General features: G+C 31.2%; 14 protein-coding genes. 2 read left to right on the top strand and 12 right to left on the bottom strand.

Annotation, left to right across the window (positions count from 1 at the left end; translation table 11 throughout):
* Positions 1-11: 11 nt before the first annotated feature.
* From G594_RS0116090 to G594_RS0116075, 4 genes are all read right to left on the bottom strand, one after another.
* Positions 12-836, bottom strand: coding sequence for a PHP domain-containing protein (locus tag G594_RS0116090; protein ID WP_027099477.1), 825 nt, complete (start codon positions 834-836; stop codon positions 12-14).
* Positions 837-994: 158 nt separating this feature from the next.
* The gene (locus G594_RS0116085) at positions 995-1,321 is read right to left on the bottom strand and encodes a DUF1292 domain-containing protein (protein ID WP_027099476.1); all 327 of its coding nucleotides are present in this window, start codon (positions 1,319-1,321) and stop codon (positions 995-997) included.
* A 257-nt stretch (positions 1,322-1,578) separates the two neighbouring features.
* A complete protein-coding gene (gene nifJ, locus G594_RS0116080; RefSeq protein ID WP_027099475.1) occupies positions 1,579-5,091 on the bottom strand; it encodes a pyruvate:ferredoxin (flavodoxin) oxidoreductase in 3,513 nt (1,170 codons plus the stop codon).
* Between the two features lie 273 nt (positions 5,092-5,364).
* Complete coding sequence (locus G594_RS0116075) at positions 5,365-6,438, bottom strand: undecaprenyldiphospho-muramoylpentapeptide beta-N-acetylglucosaminyltransferase (protein ID WP_027099474.1); 1,074 nt, start codon at positions 6,436-6,438, stop codon at positions 5,365-5,367.
* A 132-nt stretch (positions 6,439-6,570) separates the two neighbouring features.
* On the opposite strand from G594_RS0116075, the gene G594_RS0116070 reads away from it, so the two are divergent.
* Positions 6,571-6,753: an alpha/beta-type small acid-soluble spore protein gene (locus tag G594_RS0116070; protein ID WP_027099473.1), complete on the top strand. Its 183-nt coding sequence runs from the start codon at positions 6,571-6,573 to the stop codon at positions 6,751-6,753.
* A gap of 51 nt (positions 6,754-6,804) precedes the next feature.
* Here the strand turns inward: G594_RS0116070 and recJ are convergent, their stop codons facing one another.
* The 6 genes from recJ to gdhA all read right to left on the bottom strand — a co-directional run bounded on the left by recJ (position 6,805) and on the right by gdhA (position 17,345).
* Positions 6,805-8,574: a single-stranded-DNA-specific exonuclease RecJ gene (recJ, locus tag G594_RS0116065; protein WP_027099472.1), complete on the bottom strand. Its 1,770-nt coding sequence runs from the start codon at positions 8,572-8,574 to the stop codon at positions 6,805-6,807.
* A 21-nt stretch (positions 8,575-8,595) separates the two neighbouring features.
* A complete protein-coding gene (locus tag G594_RS0116060) occupies positions 8,596-9,147 on the bottom strand; it encodes a DJ-1 family glyoxalase III (RefSeq protein WP_027099471.1) in 552 nt (183 codons plus the stop codon).
* Positions 9,148-9,172: 25 nt separating this feature from the next.
* Entirely contained in the window at positions 9,173-12,091 is a 2,919-nt protein-coding gene (locus G594_RS0116055) for a DNA topoisomerase IV subunit A (RefSeq protein ID WP_027099470.1), read from the bottom strand.
* Between the two features lie 17 nt (positions 12,092-12,108).
* The gene (locus G594_RS0116050) at positions 12,109-14,052 is read right to left on the bottom strand and encodes a DNA gyrase/topoisomerase IV subunit B (RefSeq protein ID WP_027099469.1); all 1,944 of its coding nucleotides are present in this window, start codon (positions 14,050-14,052) and stop codon (positions 12,109-12,111) included.
* A gap of 265 nt (positions 14,053-14,317) precedes the next feature.
* Positions 14,318-15,709, bottom strand: coding sequence for a glycosyltransferase family 2 protein (locus G594_RS0116045; RefSeq protein WP_027099468.1), 1,392 nt, complete (start codon positions 15,707-15,709; stop codon positions 14,318-14,320).
* 289 nt (positions 15,710-15,998) lie between these two features.
* Positions 15,999-17,345, bottom strand: coding sequence for an NADP-specific glutamate dehydrogenase (gdhA, locus tag G594_RS0116040; protein ID WP_027099467.1), 1,347 nt, complete (start codon positions 17,343-17,345; stop codon positions 15,999-16,001).
* A gap of 220 nt (positions 17,346-17,565) precedes the next feature.
* On the opposite strand from gdhA, the gene uvsE reads away from it, so the two are divergent.
* Positions 17,566-18,804 carry a UV DNA damage repair endonuclease UvsE gene (uvsE, locus tag G594_RS0116035; protein ID WP_027099466.1) on the top strand — a complete coding sequence of 413 codons (1,239 nt, stop codon included), beginning with the start codon at positions 17,566-17,568 and terminating at the stop codon, positions 18,802-18,804.
* A 196-nt stretch (positions 18,805-19,000) separates the two neighbouring features.
* Here uvsE and G594_RS0116030 read toward each other — a convergent pair whose 3' ends face one another.
* The gene (locus tag G594_RS0116030) at positions 19,001-19,609 is read right to left on the bottom strand and encodes a DUF2238 domain-containing protein (RefSeq protein WP_027099465.1); all 609 of its coding nucleotides are present in this window, start codon (positions 19,607-19,609) and stop codon (positions 19,001-19,003) included.
* 52 nt (positions 19,610-19,661) lie between these two features.
* Positions 19,662-20,645, bottom strand: coding sequence for a rhomboid family intramembrane serine protease (locus G594_RS0116025; protein ID WP_027099464.1), 984 nt, complete (start codon positions 20,643-20,645; stop codon positions 19,662-19,664).
* Positions 20,646-20,681: the final 36 nt, after the last annotated feature.

Below are 20,681 nucleotides of genomic sequence, written 5' to 3'. Positions count from 1 at the left end.
ATCTCCTCCACTTATTGCTTTTGCTTATAATTAATTAATTTATCTAAAAGTAGCTCGTTGATTCCCTGTGTTCCTAATAAAATAGATTTATTAGAACATCCATGAAAATCACTACCACCTGTTATCAACATTTTATATTTCTTACTTAAATTATAAAAACTATTAATCTGTTCTTTACTATGACTTGGATGATATACTTCTATCCCATTTAAACCATAGCATTTTAACTCTCTTACTACATTCTCTATTTCTATACTTCTATATATCTTACCAGGGTGGGCTAGCACTGATATGCCTCCAGCTTCATTAATAACTTGCAATGTTTCTTTATATGAAAGTTTTTCACCTTTAACATAGGCAGATTTTCCTTTTATTAGGTATTTAGAAAATGCTTCTTTATAATTTTCAGCGTAACCTTTGTTTACAATTGCGTTTGCAATATTCCCCCTACCTATAGATGAATCTTTATCAACTGCTATTTCATCTATATCAATATACACCTTGTTTTCTTTTAACTTTTCTAAGATTTTGTATGTTCTCTCTACCCTTGATCTTCTTAATCCACTTACAACTTCATTTAATCTTCTATTATTTATATCAATAAAATACCCCAGAATATGTATTTCTAAATCATTATATTCCGTACTAAGTTCAATTCCAGGTATAATATTTACACCAGTATCCTTTTTATCAATAATATACTGAGCAGAAATAGAATCGTGATCAGTTATTGATATATATTTAATACCTTGATTTTTAGCTAATTCCACTATTTCTTCTGGTGCTAATACTCCATCAGAGTAGGAAGAATGAATATGTAAATCTGCATATTTCATAGTGTGCACCTTCCTTCCTATCTATAAAAAATATAGCATTAATGAACTACCTTGTAAATCATTTATTATAATTTTCCATTTACTTTTCTATTGCTTAACTAGTTCTTATTTAATAACTGGTCTAGACGTAAAAAAAGAGTGGATTTACCACTCTCTTTCTACTTTTCTACTAATTCGTCATTATAATAAGTAGCAACTCTATCAAATTCTTCTTCTTCAGGTACTACTAACTCTTCACCATCAGCTCTGAATAAGTATACTGAGTCATCTTCTGGACTTTGAGCTAAAACATATTCCTTTTCTTCAAACTCAAAAGCATCTATAATAGGACAAGATATTACGTTTCCGTTATCATCTTCTAAATCAATTACAAAGCTTTCATGCTCTTCACATCCACAACCATGTTCATCATGATCGTGTCCACATCCACATCCTTCATGATCGTGGTCATGTCCGCATCCACATTTATTTAATTCATCACTCATTTTCAAATCCTCCTTTTAAATAAGTAGTTGTTTTAATTTTACCCTTATTTCTTATAAATTAAAAGCTATATTTTAAAATAATTAGAATTTTATTTTATGTAATTAATAACATTAGTAAATTAACTAATTATTATTCAACAAAAATCACAAATACGAACTTACTGAGAAGCAACTTTCAGTATACTATAACTTTTATGGAAATATATACGCAAAAAAGCTGTATCAATTAATGATACAGCTTTTCATATTTAAAGAAATTATTCTTGTTCAGCTAATTTCTTATATCCTGCTAATCTTTCCATAGCATCATTGTAAGTCTTTTCGAATAAAGCATCTGCTGCTTCTGGGAACGCCTTAGCTAATGAAGCATATCTTACTTCACCCATTAAGAATTCCTTGAAGTCTGCCTTTGGTTCCTTAGAATCTAAAGCAAATGGATTCTTAGTTCCCTTTAATTGTGGGTTGTATCTGTACATAGCCCAGTATCCACAATCAGTAGCTCTCTTAGCTTCTTGTTGGCTGTTACCCATACCAATCTTAATACCGTGGTTAATACATGGAGCATAACCAATGATTAATGATGGTCCTTGATAAGCTTCTGCTTCAGCAATAGCCTTAAGAGTTTGGTTCTTATCTGCACCCATATTTACTTGAGCAACATATACATAACCATAGCTCATAGCCATCATTCCAAGGTCTTTCTTCTTAGTCTTCTTACCAGATGCTGCGAACTTAGCTATAGCAGCTGTTGGAGTAGACTTAGAAGATTGTCCACCTGTATTAGAGTAAACTTCTGTATCAAATACGAATATATTTACATCTTCACCAGATGCTAATACATGGTCAACCCCACCGTATCCGATATCGTAAGCCCAACCGTCTCCTCCGAATATCCATTGAGATCTCTTAACGAAGTAGTCTTTTTCATCTAATACTTTCTTAGCTAATTCTGAATTAACTGTAGCTAAAGTTGCTTCTAACTTTTCAGCTCTATCTCTAGTTCCTTCACCATTGTTCATATTAGCTAACCAGTCTTCAACAACAACCTTAACGTCGTCATTTACACCTTCTTCTAATAATGCCTTTAAGTTATTAGCTATTCTTTCTCTTATAGCCTTAACACCTAAGAACATACCTAATCCGAATTCAGCATTGTCTTCGAATAATGAGTTAGCCCAAGCTGGACCATGTCCTTTATGGTTAATTGTATATGGAGTTGAAGGAGCTGAACCACCCCAGATTGATGAACATCCAGTTGCGTTAGCAATCATCATTCTGTCACCAAATAATTGAGTTATAAGCTTAGCATATGGAGTTTCTCCACAACCTGCACAAGCACCTGAGAACTCAAGTAATGGTTGTTCGAATTGGCTTCCCTTAACTGTATTCTTATTCATTGGGTTCTTCTTAGCTGAAACTTCTTCAACTGCATAATCCCAAGCTTCCATTTGATCATGTTGAGATTCTTGTGGCTTCATTATTAAAGCTTTTCCTGGAGCTGGACAAACTTGAGCACAGTTTCCACATCCAGTACAGTCTAATGGAGTTACTCCAATTGAGAAGCTTAATGGTTCTTCTGTCTTTAATGCCTTAGCAGGAACTAACTTCATTGATTCTGGAGCAGCTGCCTTTTCAGCATCATTTAATAAGAATGGTCTAATTGCAGCGTGTGGACAAACGTAAGCACATTGGTTACATTGGATACACTTTTCTGGAACCCATTCAGGTACGTTAACTGCAATTCCTCTCTTTTCGTAAGCTGCAGTACCAGCTTCAAAAGTACCATCTTCCATTCCCATGAATGTAGATACTGGAAGAGAATCTCCTTCTTGTCTGTTCATTGGAATAACTATATTCTTAACGAATTCAGTCATCTTGTGGTTGTTTTCAACTTCTTCGTCCTTAGCATCCTTCCATGATTCTGGAATATCTATCTTAACGATTGATTCAACACCCTTATCGATAGCTGCGTTGTTCATATCAACAACCTTTTGTCCCTTCTTACCATAAGAAGTTACAACTGCATCCTTAAGGTACTTAACAGCATCTTCAACTGGGATAATGTTAGCTAACTTGAAGAAAGCTGATTGCATTATCATGTTGATTCTTCCACCAAGACCTATTTCTTGAGCGATTCCAACAGCATTGATAGTGTAGAACTTAATGTTGTTGTTAGCTAAGAATCTCTTATATGAACCTGGTAACTTTTCTTCTAATTCTTCTGGAGTCCAGATAGTGTTTAGTAAGAAAGTTGAACCTGGCTTTAATCCATCAAGTACATTGTACTTATGAACGTATGATTGGTTAGAACATGAAACGAAGTCTGCCTTGTTTATTAAGTATGGAGACTTGATTGCCTTCTTACCAAATCTTAAGTGAGATACTGTTATACCACCTGACTTCTTAGAGTCATAGAAGAAGTAACCTTGAGCATACATGTCTGTATGGTCACCGATGATTTTGATAGCACTCTTATTAGCACCAACAGTACCGTCTGATCCTAATCCCCAGAACTTACATGCTGTAGTTCCTTCTGGAGTAGCATCTATATCTTGATGAACTTCTAATGAAGTATTTGTTACGTCATCAACGATTCCTATTGTAAATCCATCCTTTGAATCTTCCTTTGCTAAGTTTTCATAAACTGCAGCAATGTGACCTGGATTTGGATCCTTAGAACCTAGACCAAATCTACCACCTACGATAACTGGAGCATTTTCCTTACCATAGAATGCATTCTTAACGTCTAAGTATAATGGTTCACCAGCTGATCCTGGTTCCTTTGTTCTATCTAATACAGCAATCTTCTTAGCAGATGCTGGTATAGCCTTCATTAATTTTTCAATTGAGAATGGTCTGTATAATCTTACCTTAACAACACCAACTTTTTGTCCATTAGCATTTAAGTAATCAACAGTTTCTTCACATACATCTGTTACAGAACCCATAGCAATGATTATTCTATCTGCATCTGGTGCTCCATAGTAATCGAAGCAGTGATATTCTCTTCCTGTTAACTTAGTTATTTCAGCCATGTATCCTTCAACTATATCAGGAACTGCTTGATAGAACTTATTAACTGCTTCTCTTTCTTGGAAGTAGATATCAGCATTTTGTGCAGTACCTCTAGTTACAGGATGGTTAGGATTTAAAGCTCTAGCTCTGAAAGCTTCAACTGAATCCCAATCAACTAAGTTTGCTAATTCATCATATTCAAGAACTTCGATCTTTTGAATTTCGTGAGAAGTTCTGAAACCATCGAAGAAGTTAACAAAAGGTATTCTTGATTTAATTGCAGTTAAATGAGCAACTGCTGATAAATCCATAACTTCTTGTACTGATCCTTCTGCAAGCATAGCAAAACCTGTTTGTCTTGCAGCCATAACGTCTTGGTGGTCACCAAAGATATTAAGAGCTGAAGTAGCTAGTGCTCTTGCTGAAACATGGAATACTCCTGGAAGCATTTCACCAGCAATCTTGTACATGTTTGGAATCATTAATAGTAAACCTTGAGATGCAGTATAAGTACTTGTTAATGCACCTGCTTGTAATGATCCATGAACTGCACCAGCAGCACCTGCTTCTGATTGCATTTCCATAACTTGTACAGGTTGACCGAATATGTTCTTTCTTCCTTGTGCTACCCATTCATCAACGTGTTCAGCCATTGGTGATGATGGTGTGATAGGATAGATAGCTGCAACTTCAGTAAATGCATAAGATATATGAGCAGCTGCAGTATTACCATCCATAGTTTTCATTTTTCTCATCGCGTAGACCCCTCTTTCTTTATATAAAAATTAATTAAGAAACATGTTTGTTTAAACCGTAGAGTGTATTTTAACATAAAAATACACTGAATTATTCATTTAAATTAATAATGTCCATTAAATATATTAATAACGACATTGTTAAAAAAATAACTTTTGTACCTCCTAGTAAAACAAACCTACGTATATAATTATATATCAGAATATCAATTTTGCAAGGGAATTGTAAATTAAAAACATTTAAGTAATATTATAAATATTCTGCAAATTACACTACTTCCTCATAACTTCCATAATTGTCTTAATCACAGCAGAAGTTCCAACCTCTCCTTGTTTAGCATTCATTTTACCAATTAACTCCTTCTTTCTAGTCCTTAATTCCTCTAAATATGACAAAAAGCTTTCTTTAGTTATCTCTTCTTCCTCAAGAACTAAAGAATACCCCTCTTTCTTAAAAGAATTTGCATTTAAAATCTGATCTCCTCTACTAGCTTTTCTAGACAACGGTATTAGTAATGTTGGTTTTTTTAATGCTAAAAACTCAAAAATAGAGTTTGCTCCAGCTCTAGAAACAATATAATCTGCTGCCTTCATTAAATGAGGTAGCTCCTCACTTACAAATTCAAATTGTTTATATCCAGTATAATTTTGTAATTTACTGTCTAAATTGCCTTTTCCACATATGTGAATAACATTAAAGTTTGTTAAAATTTCATCTAAGTTTTCTCTAATCACATCATTTATGACCTTTGATCCAAGACTACCACCCATAATAAATAAAATTTCTTTTTCATCTTTAAATCCACATATTTGCTTTCCTTGTAACTTACTTCCATTTAATATTTCGCTTCTTATAGGACTTCCAGTTAAAACTCCCTTATTATCTTTTACAAAACTTAAGCTTTCTCTAAAGGTAACACATAACTTATCGCAAAATGGCGCTGATAACTTATTCGCAAGTCCTGGAGTTATATCTGATTCATGAGCAACAACTGGTATTTTCTTTATACTAGCAGCAATAACTACAGGTACTGCAACAAAACCACCTTTAGAAAAGACTATATTAGGCTTTTCCTTTGTTAATATTTTTTTAGCCTCAATTACCCCCTTGAAAACTTTAAATGGATCCGTAAAATTTTTAATATCAAAATATCTTCTTAACTTACCTGATGATATTCCATAGTAAGGAATTCCTTTTGATTCTATTATCTCTTTTTCTATTCCATCCTTACTTCCTATATACTTAATTTCAAAGCCAGCTTCTTCTAAGCTTGGTACTAGCGCTAAGTTTGGAGTTACATGTCCTGCTGTACCTCCACCTGTCATTATAATTTTATACTTACTCAAAAAATCAACTCCTAAACTTTTATTTTTATAAACAACTTGTATGGCTTTTCCACCTTTACCTCTAATTATATATAATAATCATAAAAAAATTACACAAGCTATGATTACTAGGATACAGGGAGGTGAATTTAAATGCCAAATCAATCATTGGTTCCAGAATCAAAACAAGGATTAGCTAAATTCAAAAACGAAGTTGCTAGTACAATGAACGTACCTTTCTCTGACTACAACGGAAATCTTACTTCTAAACAATGTGGTAGCGTTGGTGGAGAAATGGTTAAGAGAATGGTAGAACAATATGAAAAAGGTCTTTAATTCTCTCTACTCCTTAAAAATTGAGGATAGCTTCAAGCTATCCTCTTAAAATTATAACCTAAAGTTCTTAACATTAAGTTGTATATTTCTTTTTCCATTAAACTCATTAATAGTTGGATAATAAATTATATCCATATTAAAATCTGCATATCCACTATCTACTAATTTTAAAAACTTTTCTTCACCGTACTTATCCGTAAACATATTTTTAAAATCTTCATATTTATCAAAGTTTAGTCCTTCAACATATCCAAATGTTCCTGGAATAACAAATCTAAACTTCATAAAGTTCTTCTCTTTTCCTATGAAAAACACTCTTGAAACCTTAATATTTTTCACAGCAAATAAGGGACTTCCATTGCCTTTTCCAAAAGGTCTTAAACTTTCAATTTCCTCTACTAGGCTTTCATCCAAATATTTAATTTCTAATGGAGAGTCTATTTTTATAACTGGAATAATATCTTCATCTGAAAGAGTACATTTAGAATTAAGAGCCTTCCTTAAAAGAGATATATTTTCCTCTTTTACAGATAGACCTGCTGCCATAGGATGTCCTCCAAACTTCTCTATATATTCTTTACACTTATTCAATTCTTCAAACATATTATATCCTTCAATACTACGAGCAGACCCCTTTGGCATATCTTTTCCTTTTGTCATAACTATTGCTGGCAAATTAAATCTTTCCCTAACTCTACCTGCTACTATACCAGCTATACTCTCATGTATTCCCTCATCATATACAAGTATAACCTTTTCTCCATTTGCTATTTCTTCCTCAACCTTAGAAATAACACTTTCAACACTATCAAAAGTTAATTCTTGTCTTTCTACATTTAAATCATAAAGCTTTTTAGCTAGTTCTTCTGCATATTTCTCATCTTCAGTTATTAATAACTCTACTGATAAATCTGCTGTCTCTAATCTTCCTGTAGCGTTTATACATGGTCCAAGTACAAATCCAAAGTGGTACTCACCTATTTCTTTTCCTTCTAGACCAGTTGCTTTTATTAATGCTTTAAGCCCTATACTAGAGGTGTTATTGATTAGTTTCAATCCCTCTTTAACAATTATTCTATTTTCACCTAAAAGCTCTACAACATCACAAATGGTTGCAATAGCTGCATATTGGAACAAATCATAAAATTCCGAAAAACTTCGTCCCATTGCATTAACTAATTCCATAGAAAATTTCAATGCAACTCCTGCTCCACAAAGTTCTTTAAATGGATACTCACAGTTTCCTTGTTTAGGATTTATAACACAATCACTATTAGGTACAACATTTATTCTGTTACCCTCTTTTTCAATATAAGGTATATCATGATGGTCTGTGATAATTACAGTGAGACCTAGCTCCTTAGCCACTTCAACCTGCTCCATAGCAGATATTCCATTATCACAAGTTAGAATTACTTCCGCCCCTTCTGATTTAAGCTTTCTAATTCTATCACTATTCATACCATAACCTTCATCTTCTCTGTTAGGTATATAATAATCAAAGTTTGCTCCTAGTTTCTTTAAGGTTCTATAGAGAATAGTTGTACTACATACTCCATCACAATCATAATCACCATAAATAACTATCTTTTTCTTTTCTTCTATAGAGCCCTTAATTATAGATACTGCTTTTTTCATATCCTTCATCAAGGATGCATCATTTAAATCATTAACTGTACCTTTTAGAAAAAGAGAAGCTTCTTTTTTATTTACAATTCCTCTATTGGCCAATAATCTTGCTATTAGTGGATTAATTTCATATTCATTAGTAAGTTTTATAAAATCTTCTTTTTTATTAATTACCATCCACTTTTCTTTCAAAGCTTCTCCCCCATTTCTTCTCTATTTCATTAAGGAGTTAAATAACATCCCTTCACTTAAGTTTTCCCATTTATCACATTGTAATAACTCTAAAATTTTATAAGCAAATAGCATAGCAGTTGCCGGACCTCTACTTGTAATAATATTACCATCAACAACTACATGCTCTTCTAAATAACTTCCTTTTACTAGTTCATCTTCAAATCCTGGATAGGAAGTTACCTTCTTTCCTTCAATAATTCCTGCTTTTCCAAGAACAATAGGAGCTGCACAAATTGCAGCTACTATTTTTTTATTATCATTAAACCATTTTACTAAATCAATTACCTCTTCATTATCTCTTAGATTAGTAGCACCAGGCATTCCTCCCGGAAGCACTATTACATCATATTCCTTAACTTCTTCACTTATTAGTTTATCTGCCTTAACAACTATATCATGAGCACCTTTTACTTCCATACTAGATACACTAAACATATCACAAGTAATATTAGCCCTTCTTATAATATCTACAACTGTTAAAGCTTCAATTTCCTCAAAGCCATCATCTAGCATTACAGCTACCTTTTTCATAAGAATCCCTCCTAAAAACCATATTTTAAATTATATTTACGTTCTTTATTTCATCATCAAGAGAAACTAGCATAACACCTGATCCTCTACCTGCTCTATTTTGGAGCTTAACATCAGATAATTTAATTTCTGCTGTCTCCTTATTCCTTGTAACTAACTGGAACCTATATTCTGATAATGATGAAATAGCAATTTCTCCATTTAGGTCCTGTTCTATATTTACAAAGCATTTACCATAAACAACTTCGTCTTCATCCTTTAAGCTTATTCCTGTAACACCTGATGCTATTTTACCCATTGCATTAACGTTAGATACAGGGAACCTTATAGCCATACCCTTTTTAGTAAATAATACAATATGACCTATTTTTTCATTAGATATATCTATGCTAACTACTTCGTCATCTTCATTTTTAAATTTGTATGCTTGTTGTATTAAGTAGTCTCCTGCAAACTCACTAAGAAGTGTCTTTTTAACTAATCCCTTATTAGAAATTGTATATACTGCATATTCTTCGCTATAATATTTTATAGAGTATATTGCAATTACTCTTTCTTTTTTACCTAGTCCATAAACTAAATCTTCAATAGAAATTTCCCTATTTTCAATTGCTTCTTGAAGCATAAATGATGCTATTTTTATAACGTTACCTTTGTTAGTAAACATTAATAATTCAGATGAGGAATCTGTAGTTACTTTTAATAAATCATTTTTATTGGCTCTCGCAAAAGTTTTTAATGTTCCCTTAGCTGTAACCCCTAAAGTATATTCAACAAACTCCATACTTTCTACATATTCAGCATTTATAACCTCATCTTTAGAAGATAAGTTGAATAATTGTGTTCCTAATATATTTCTAGGTAGGTCTTCTAATTGTGGTATTTCTAGAGTAAACTCTAAACCTAACTTAGTTGAAATTTTTAAAAATTTATTTTCTCCTTCTAAAATATCCGTTCTAACTACCCTTTCTCCCTCTCTAAGCTTAACAGCTTGAACTTTTGAGTAATTAGTTTGGAATTTATCTAAAGAACTTCTCTTAATGCACCCACTATTTGTTACAAACTGTACAAATCTATCTGATGACATTATATTAACTGAATTAACTCCAATTATCTTTTCCTCATCAAGGTTAAGAGCTTTAATTAATGTATCAAGCTTTTCACCCTTCTCTTTCCACTTTCCTTCAGGAATATTTATTCCTTTAATTTGATACATTATTCCTCTATCTGTAAATATAAGAATATTATCAGTAGTATTAGATTTAACTAAAAATCTTAGTTCATCACCTTCCCTATATTCAATCTCAGAAGGTTCTGCATTTGCTCTGATGTAATTTTTATATGGAATTCTCTTTATAAATCCATCCTTTGAAATAGTAAGCATAACATCTTCTACAACTATTAATTCTTCAAGATCAATCTTTGCTTCACTATCATCTTCAACTATTTGAGTTCTTCTAGGATTTCTGTATTTATCAGTTATTTCTTTAAGTTCCAATTTCACTACTTTTAGAAGTTCTTTTTCTTCTGCTAAAATCTTCTTAAACTTCTTTATTTGTCTTTCTAATTCTTTATATTCCTTTTGGAATACATTTATTTCTAACCCTGTTAATCTATATAGCATTAACTCTAAGATCGCAGTTGCTTGCGCTTCTGTAAAACCAAACTTACTAATTAAGTTTTCCCCTGCATCCTTCTTAGACTTAGATTCTCTAATAGTTGCAATAACTTCATCTAAGATATTTATTGCCTTTATAAACCCTTCAACTATATGAAATCTCTTTTCTGCTATTTCTAACTCTTTCCTTGTTCTTCTTGTAACTATTTCTTTTTGGTGATTTATATAATGACCTAAAATAGTTTTAAGTCCCATAGTTTCTGGCTTACTATCTGCTAAAGCAACCATATTAAAGCTTATATTACATTGTAGGTCAGTCTTTTTAAATAAGTATTTTAAAATCTTGTCTGCAGTAGCTTCATCAGCAGCTTTCTTTAATTCAATAACAGCTCTAATACCACTTCTATCAGATTCATCTCTTATATCTGTTATTGCTTCTAATGCCTTTTGATGTCTCTTATCACCAGTCATTTCAGATATAGTTTGTAACAATTTCGCCTTATTTCTTCTATAAGGAAATTCTGTTATTACTATCCCTAATCTTCCGTTCTCTAATTTTTCTATAGAAGTTTTAGCTCTACATGTTACTTTACCTTCACCTGTTTCATAAGCAGAAATCATTGAATTTTTTCCAATTAAAACTCCACCTGTAGGTAAATCTGGCCCCTTAATATAATTCATTAACTCTTTTGTAGTAATTTCCGGATTATCTATGTATGCAAGAACACCATCAGTTACTTCCCCAAGGTTATGTGGAGGTATATTAGTAGCTAAACCTACAGCTATACCAAAGGAACCATTGACCAAAAGATTAGGATATCTACTTGGTAAAACTCTTGGCTCTAATTCACTATCTGAATAGTTAGGTACCATATCCACTGTATCTTTATCAATATCTTTTAGCATATCCATTGCAATAGGAGTTAATCTTGCTTCAGTATATCTCATAGCTGCCGCACTATCACCATCAATAGATCCCCAATTTCCATGACCGTCTATTAAAGGTTCTCTTGTAGAGAAATCTTGTGCCAATATTGTTAATGCATCATATACAGAACTATCTCCATGTGGGTGAAATTTACCTAAAATATCCCCAACTATTCTTGCTGACTTATAGTATGGTCTATCTGGAAAAGCTTTAAGTAAATATGCACCATATAGTATTCTTCTATGAACTGGCTTCAAACCATCTCTTACATCAGGAAGAGCTCTTTCTTTTGCAACCTCTACCGCATAAGGTAGATAGTTGTCTGGCATAGCTTCTTCAAGAAGTACTGGAATTATATTATTATCTTTTGGAATATTATTATTAACTTTTTTAGCCATAAACTATCCCTCCCTTTCTAGAACTCTGCGTATTTGTACATATATTTTTTTCTTGGTTCAACTACATCTCCCATAAGTAGAGATATCATTCTTTCAGCCTTTGCTGCATCCTCTATAGTTACTTGAAGTAAAGTTCTTGACTCTGGGTTTAGGGTAGTTTCCCATAATTGATCTGGGTTCATTTCTCCAAGTCCCTTATATCTTTGAATAAGAGCCCCCTTACCTATTTCCTTCTTAACTTGTTCTAATTCATCATCACTATAAGCATACTTTTGAACCTCTCCTTTTTTAGTATGTTTATATACCTTATAAAGAGGAGGTTGTGCTAAATATAAGTGTCCATTAGCAATTAAAGGTCTCATATATCTATAAATATAGGTCATCCAAAGTGTTCTAATATGATAACCATCTACGTCGGCATCACTCATAATAATTATTTTGTTATATTTTAAATCATCTTCATTATAATTATCTAATGTACCTGTACCTACAGCAGCATTAAAAATCTTAAGCTCTTCAGATGCTAATACATTTTCAAGCTTTTGCTTTTCAGTATTCATTATTTTACCTTTTGAAGGCATTATTGTTTGGAATCTTCTATCTCTAGCTTGTTTTGCAGAACCACCAGCTGAATCTCCCTCAACCACTATAAATTCATTTACATCTTTATTTTTCAAAGTACATACTGCAACCTTACCTGCAAGAGGTGCTGTACCTTTTCCAATCTTTTTCTTTTCTGCATCATTAATCTTTTTTATTTTTTCTCTTCTTTGAGCAGCCGCAAGAGCATTGTTTATTATCATTGTTGCAAGCTCTTTATTATCCTCTATCCACTCACCAAGCTTAGTGTAAGCTAAGTCATTCATCATAGTATAGGCTTCATTATTTCCTAGCTTTGTTTTAGTTTGTCCTTCAAAAACAGGATTAGTTATTTTAATTCTAACTATAGCAGTCATACCTTCTCTTAGGTCATCACCTTCAAATTCCTTATCTTTTCCTTTTACTAGTTCAAGCTTTCTTGCCCATTCCTTAAAAGCTCTAGTCATACCAGTTTTAAAACCAGTTTCATGAGTTCCAGCTTCCGTTGTCGGAATATTATTAACATAACTTGCAATATAATCTGTAGTTGAATCAGTAAATTGAATACATACTTCTCCATACATTTGAAGTCCACTAACTTCTCTCTCACCCTCAAATAAAATAGGTGCTTCATGAAGCTTAGTTTTACTTTCATTTAAATAATCTATAAAATCTAAAAGTCCTCTTTCAGAATAATATTCTTTTTTAACTTCTTCATCTCTTCTATTATCTATTAATTCAAGCCTAATACCTTTATTTTGGAAGGCTAATTCTTGTAATCTCTCATCAATCACATCAAACTTAAAATCTATTGTAGAAAATATTTCTCCATCTGGCATAAATGTAATTTTAGACCCAGTCTCCTTACTTTTACCTACTATATCAAGTTTTGTAACAGGGGTACCTGGCATATCTCTTTTTAGCTCTTTATCATATGCGTATTCAAACCTTTGACGATAAATATTTCCGCCTTGATAAACTTCAACTTCAACCCATTTTGAAAGGGCATTAACTACCGCTGCTCCAACTCCATGAAGCCCTCCAGAAGTTTTATAATTCTTATTATTAAATTTTCCTCCTGTATGAAGCTCTGTAAATACCATCTCTACCCCACTCTTTTTCTTAATTGGGTGAATTCCTGTTGGTATACCTCTTCCATTATCTTTTATAGTAACACTCTTATCCTTATTTAAAATAACTTGAGCTTTATTCCCATACCCATTAGAAATTTCATCTATAGCATTATCTAATATTTCCCACACACAATGATGTAATCCCTTACTTCCAATTGAACCTATATACATACCTGGCCTTATTCTAACAGGCTCCAATTTTTCTAAGGAAGTCAAATCAGTAACATCATAAGTAGTATTATTCTTCATAAACTTTTGCCCTCCACATATATTTTCTATCTCTATAGTTGTCTACATTAAAATATACTTATTTTTATTTACTATGTCAAAATTTATTTATTATAAATATTTTTTAGTTTATCCATATCTTTTTAAAGATATTATAAAATCACCACAACCACTATGTATCTGTAGAATTTTTTAACAGCTTATCTTGCAGTACAATTTTTTAAAAACAAAAAATGGAAGCTAATATTCTTAACTTCCACTTTAAATTTATTAAATATTTACTTATCTAAACATCACAAATTTCAACATTTCTTACATGCTTAGTTGGATTCCATTCCTTATTATTCTTTCTTAATATACCTTGGATTGTAATTGGCACCCAAGTAATAGTATATAGAGCATATAGTAAGAATCTAAAGAAGAAAACTAAACCTTTCTTCCCACAAAATATAAATGTGGCAACTAAGAATATTGCATAGAACCCAAAATTAGCTGCTGCAATAATCGCTCCATCAGTAACACCTTTTAATAAAATAGGCATTATAAAAATATTAGTAGAGAATAATGCAATCATAGTAAAAAGTCCTTTTGATATCTTTCTATCTAATATTAATACTAATGGTGTTATAACAAACTGAACTAATGTTATAGCTTGATATCCTGCACTTCCAAGAAGATCACTCATAATGAATATATTAGCTCCTTCTGGTGCATTTGCTTGAATTAAAGTTAATATTGCTGATATAGCCATTAATAAAGTTGCAAATGGTTGTAAAACATATAATGCGCAATCAAATATATACCATTTTCTTTCCTTAATAGACTTTTTAACAAGTTTAAAGAAATACCTTGATGCAACATCTGTAAACCCTTGCATCCATCTTCTTCTTTGAACCCAAGAAGCTTTTAATCCTAATGGCTTTTCATCATAAATTTTAGCATCATGTGCCCAACCTATTTTTCCACCATTTAGGACAACCTTACATGTAAACTCTAAGTCTTCTGTTAAACATGTAGCTCCCCATCCAAATTCCTTTAAAGTATCAAAGTCAATTGCAAATCCAGTTCCACCAATTTGATTAGAGAATCCAACATTATTTCTTGCAAGTTGGAACATTCTATTTTGTGACCAGAATGCTATTGAATATGAAGTTGCAATCCATGAATCTTCTGGATTTTTACTATCTATATAGCCTTGTACAACTTTATAACCTTCCTTCATCTTAGAGTTGATTTCTCTTAAAAAGTCAGGATGTACTAAGTTATCTGCATCAAATATACAAATGGCATCAAACTTTTCGTCCATTTTATAAATTTTATCGAACATCCACTCTAATGCATATCCTTTTCCTCTTTGATCTTTATTAAACCTTTCAAACACTTTTGCTCCGGCTTCTTTTGCAACTTTTGAAGTATTATCATCACAATTATCAGCTATTACAAAAACTTCAAATAATTCCCTCGGATAATTTTGTCCTAATATACTTTTTACTAATTTCCCAATTACTACCTCTTCATTGTGTGCAGCAACAATCATAGCAAATTTACGCTTAGGAGCATAATCCTTTTTTTCTTTTTTTCTATAGGTTCCAAATAACCCTAATATCAAGTAATAGCATAAAACTACAAATGCGAACACTTGAAACACCGCTATTGCTGTATACATTACTTTTTCCATTACTTTCACTCCTAATATTAAATGAGAAGTTCCCATTATATTATTGTTGTCTTTTTTTCTCGTTAATGCGTTCTTATTAATACTAGTTCAATTATATCAAAAAATCAAGGGCAAAAATCTTAATTTTAAATTAATGTTAATTTTTTATATTTTTTCCTATACATGTTTTTTAACTTTCATTATTAAGTTTCCCTATTTCTTATTACTATATAAAAATTTTTATAGGTAGATTGCAAAAAAAAAGGAAATCTTTTTTATTAGATTTCCTTTTGAAAACAAACTTATTTAATTAAACAATTCCTTGAGCCATCATTGCATCAGCAACCTTCATAAAGCCAGCAATATTAGCTCCCATAAGAATATTCTTATCTTTTCCATATTCCTTAGCTGCAGCACTTGCATTCTTATAAATATTCTTCATTATACCTTGAAGTTTTTCATCTACTTCTTCAAATGTCCAAGATAATCTCATACTATTTTGTGACATTTCAAGAGCAGAACATGCAACACCACCTGCATTAGCAGCTTTTGCTGGACCAAACATTAATCCATTGCTTTGGAATACTTCTATAGCTTCTAATGTCGAAGGCATATTAGCACCTTCTGATACAGCAATTGTTCCGTTATCAACTAATATTTTAGCTGATTCAGCATTAATTTCTCCTTGAGTTGCACAAGGTAATGCTATATCACATTTAATAGTCCAAATCCCTCTACATCCTTCTGTATAAGTAGAACCTGGAACTCTATCTGTATATTCCTTAATTCTTCCTCTTTTAACTTCCTTAATATCTTTAACAACATTAAGATTTATTCCATTTGGATCATAAATATAACCATTGGAATCACTTAATGCTACAACCTTTGCTCCTAATTCAGTAGCCTTTTCTGTAGCATATATTGCAACATTACCAGAACCTGAGATAACTACTGTTTTACCATCAAATGATGTTCCATTGTCTTTTAACATTTCTTCTGTAAAATAAACTAATCCATATCCAGTAGCTTCTTTTCTAGTTAAACTTCCACCATATGTCAAGCCTTTCCCAGTTAAAACACCTTGGTCATTAGCTCCTCTTAACTTCTTATAATATCCATACATATATCCTATTTCTCTAGCACCAACACCAATATCTCCCGCAGGAACATCAGTGTCTAATCCTATATGTCTGTATAATTCAGCCATAAAACTTTGGCAGAATTTCATTACTTCATTATCAGATTTTCCTTTTGGATCAAAGTCTGAACCACCTTTTCCTCCACCTATTGGAAGACCAGTTAATGAATTTTTAAATATTTGTTCAAAACCTAAAAACTTAATAATGCTTGCATTAACAGATGGGTGAAATCTTAATCCACCTTTATAAGGTCCTATAGCGCTGTTAAATTGAATTCTGAAACCTCTATTGACTTGAACATTTCCTTCATCATCTACCCATGGAACCCTAAACATAATTTGTCTTTCTGGTTCAACCATTCTTTCTAATAGCCCCGCTTTTATGAACTCAGGATGCTTATCAAATACAGGCACTAATGAATTTAAAACTTCAGTAACTGCATCTAAAAACTCTTTTTCTCCTTTGTTACGACTTTCCACCTTTTCTAGAACAGATTCAACATATTGCTTACCGTTCATTTTGTCATCCCCTTTTAAATTTTAATTTACCTTAATAATACATTATTTTCTTTATGATTACTACAAAAAATTATTAAAAGGACTATTTTTTAATGAATTTCATACTTATTTAATATTTTCTTTAACAAAATATCAATTTATTAGTACTAACTTACTTTCCCTTTATATTCTTTTAACAAATAAGAAACACTAATCTTAATAATAAAGAAGAGGTGATAAATTGAAAATAGGATATGCATGTACACCTTTATCGACGCCATTAAGAACCACTAGAAAATTTACATTAAACTCATACAATGAAGAAACTCTTAAGACCACTATATCTGATAACTTATTGGATTTATATAAAATATTAGAATTTAATAATAAACTTGGAATAAAACTATTTAGAATTAGTTCAGATATAATTCCCTTTGGAAGTCATAGTATAAATACCTTCAATTGGTCTAAGTATTTCTCTAATGAATTAAAATCCATAGGTGAATTTATTAAAAATAACAACTTGAGGGTTTCTATGCACCCTGGTCAATATACAGTGCTTAATTCACCTAAGGATGAAATAGTAAATAAGGCAATTGATGATTTAAATTACCATACTTCTCTATTAGATTCTATGGGACTAAATTCAGAACATAAAATTATTCTTCATGTAGGGGGAGTATATGACTCAAAGGTTGAATCAACAGAAAGATTTATGAATAACTATACTCTACTTTCTAAATCAATAAAAAATAGATTAATTATTGAAAATGATGAAAAAAATTATTCATTTATTAATGTGCTAAACATTTGCAAAGCTATTAATGCTCCTATGGTTTTTGATAATCTTCATAATGAATGCTTTGGAGATAACAACTATACTCTAGATAAATTATTTGAACTAGCAAAATCAACTTGGTCAAATGAGAAGTGTAATATGAAAGTACACTATAGCCAACAAGATACAAAAAAGAAAAAGGGTTCACACTCTCCCACTATCTTTACAGATGATTTTCTTAAATATTATTCAGTTGCGAAAAATTATAATTTAGATATCATGTTAGAGGTTAAGGATAAAGACTTCTCTGCTATCAAAACTATAAATCTAATAAAGGAATCCCAAAATGCTTTAACTGAAGTTGATAGGTTAATGGAGATTGAACGTTATAAACTTTACTTAATAGAAAAAGGAGAAGATATATTAAAAAAAGCTAAGGACTTAATTTTATTCAGTGATATAAAAGATTTTTATCTATATATAGATAATCTTTATTATAAAGAGCCAACCTCCGCTTCAACTAATAAAGCATTGGTTGAAGGATTTAAATTAATCGAGGAAAATATAAATTCTCGAGAGACAAATCACTTTTTCAAATTAAAAAATGAAAGAAACTATAGTAAGGCTAAAGAATATCTTCATAAGCTTGCAGAAAAATATCTTTGCTATGAACTTTTAAGCTCATATTTTTTTCATAATTAAATTTATATCACTTATATTATTTTTATTTTAAAAGAATATATATTCTTTTAAAAAATATATTCCTTAGGGTGTAAAAAAGATGGTTTATATATTTATTTTGCTTGTACCGTCGCTACGCTCCAAGTCACATTAAAACAAATATCCCCCCACTCATATTAAAGGTAAGAAAAAAAAGAAGCACCAAACGGCGCTTCTTTTACTTCATCTCATTTATTATAGTTTGAATAAATTTTATATTCTTAATCTTAATATGTAGATAAATAAATGTGCAGGAAATAATTCCTCCAATAGTTCCACAAATAATATCCCACATAGTATCATTTAATGATCCGTTCTGAGCTGTTAATCCAAATATACTATCAGTTGCAAATTCCCATAATTCCCATAAGCCTGCACAAGCAACAGAAAATAAAAATGGAAATGCCACTAAAATAATTGGGTTAATAGATTTGTTGCTCTGATCTCCACATAGATACACACAATAAATAAGTCCATAGAATGCTAATAATATTCCAGAGGCAAAATGTAAAATCTTATCATATGCCTCAAATGCATAAAAGTTCATTACATTAGCTAAATACATTGCAAAGAATATAAATACTAATGTAACAACATAAGCCCCTTTAGATTTTCGCAAAAATGTTTTTGAAAATAATACTCTTGCGGCAAATATAGTTACATATATTAGCCCAATTCGCCATAACTTTTCTCCATCTCTATAGAAATAATCCCATACAAAAGTAACTGCTAAAAGTACATAAAAGATATATGTACATAATAAATGATAACCTAACCTCTTCTTCATATCTGTTCTCCTATATTTCTATTACATTTATATAATAATGTATAAAGGTAATTTAAACAACTTTTCCTTGTTTCTTTAATAAGTTATAAATGAAGTAGGATGATATTCCTCCAACAACTATTCCTCCAATATGTCCATAATTATCTATATTAGGCATACTTAATCCAAACAAAAGATTAATACCTATGACAAAGAGCAAATTTGAAATTGCTCCTTTTTGTATTCTTCCTCTTTCATTATAAGCATATACTAAAAGCGCACTCAATAAACCAAATATAGCTCCAGAAGCACCAACTGATAAAGACGTTGGAGACAAGTAATAGCTTAATATGCTACCTCCCAATCCTGATAATAAATAAATTGTAATATATGCTTTTTTACCGTATAAATCTTCTATCTGTTTTCCTATAATGTATAATGCATACATATTAAATACTAAATGCAATATTCCTCCATGTAAGAAATTACAACTTATCAATCTCCACCATTCATCACCAAAATATATATAAGGTCCATACTTTGCTCCCATATCTAATAATACGTAGGAATCTATATCAAAAATATTTCTTGATTTTAAAGCACATATAATAAAAAGAGCCACATTAACAATTATCAGTGTATATGTTATACAATATCTCTTAAACTCACTCACTATCTTTTCATTATTAACTGTGACATTTCTTATTATTCTTACAATAGGTTCACACCCTTGATCACAATACAAGATTTTACCAGATGAATAATCTACTACAACTTTATTATCAATAGAATATGAAGGATTATATATACTCTCGCTTGTAAAAACTATAGTATGTAAACTAAATCCCTCCCCCTTTTGTTTAAGGTAATATAGGGCTTCGTTATAATCTATATTTTCATACTTATCATCTGTTAGTATTATTGCATAAATACCTTGTGGAACTCTTTTTAATGCAATAGTCATTTGGTTATTCCTATACTGACTGATATAAAATTCTACATAAAAACCTTCTTTAGCTGTAATATAACTGAAGAACTTATCTTTTAGCCTATTCATATTCCTCTCCTCATCACTTTATTATGTAACACTTTT

Origin of the sequence: Clostridium paraputrificum AGR2156 (assembly GCF_000424025.1) — a bacterium.
In the GTDB taxonomy this organism is placed as follows: Bacteria; Bacillota; Clostridia; order Clostridiales; family Clostridiaceae; genus Clostridium; species Clostridium paraputrificum.
This window is presented reverse-complemented; position numbering and strand designations above follow the sequence as displayed.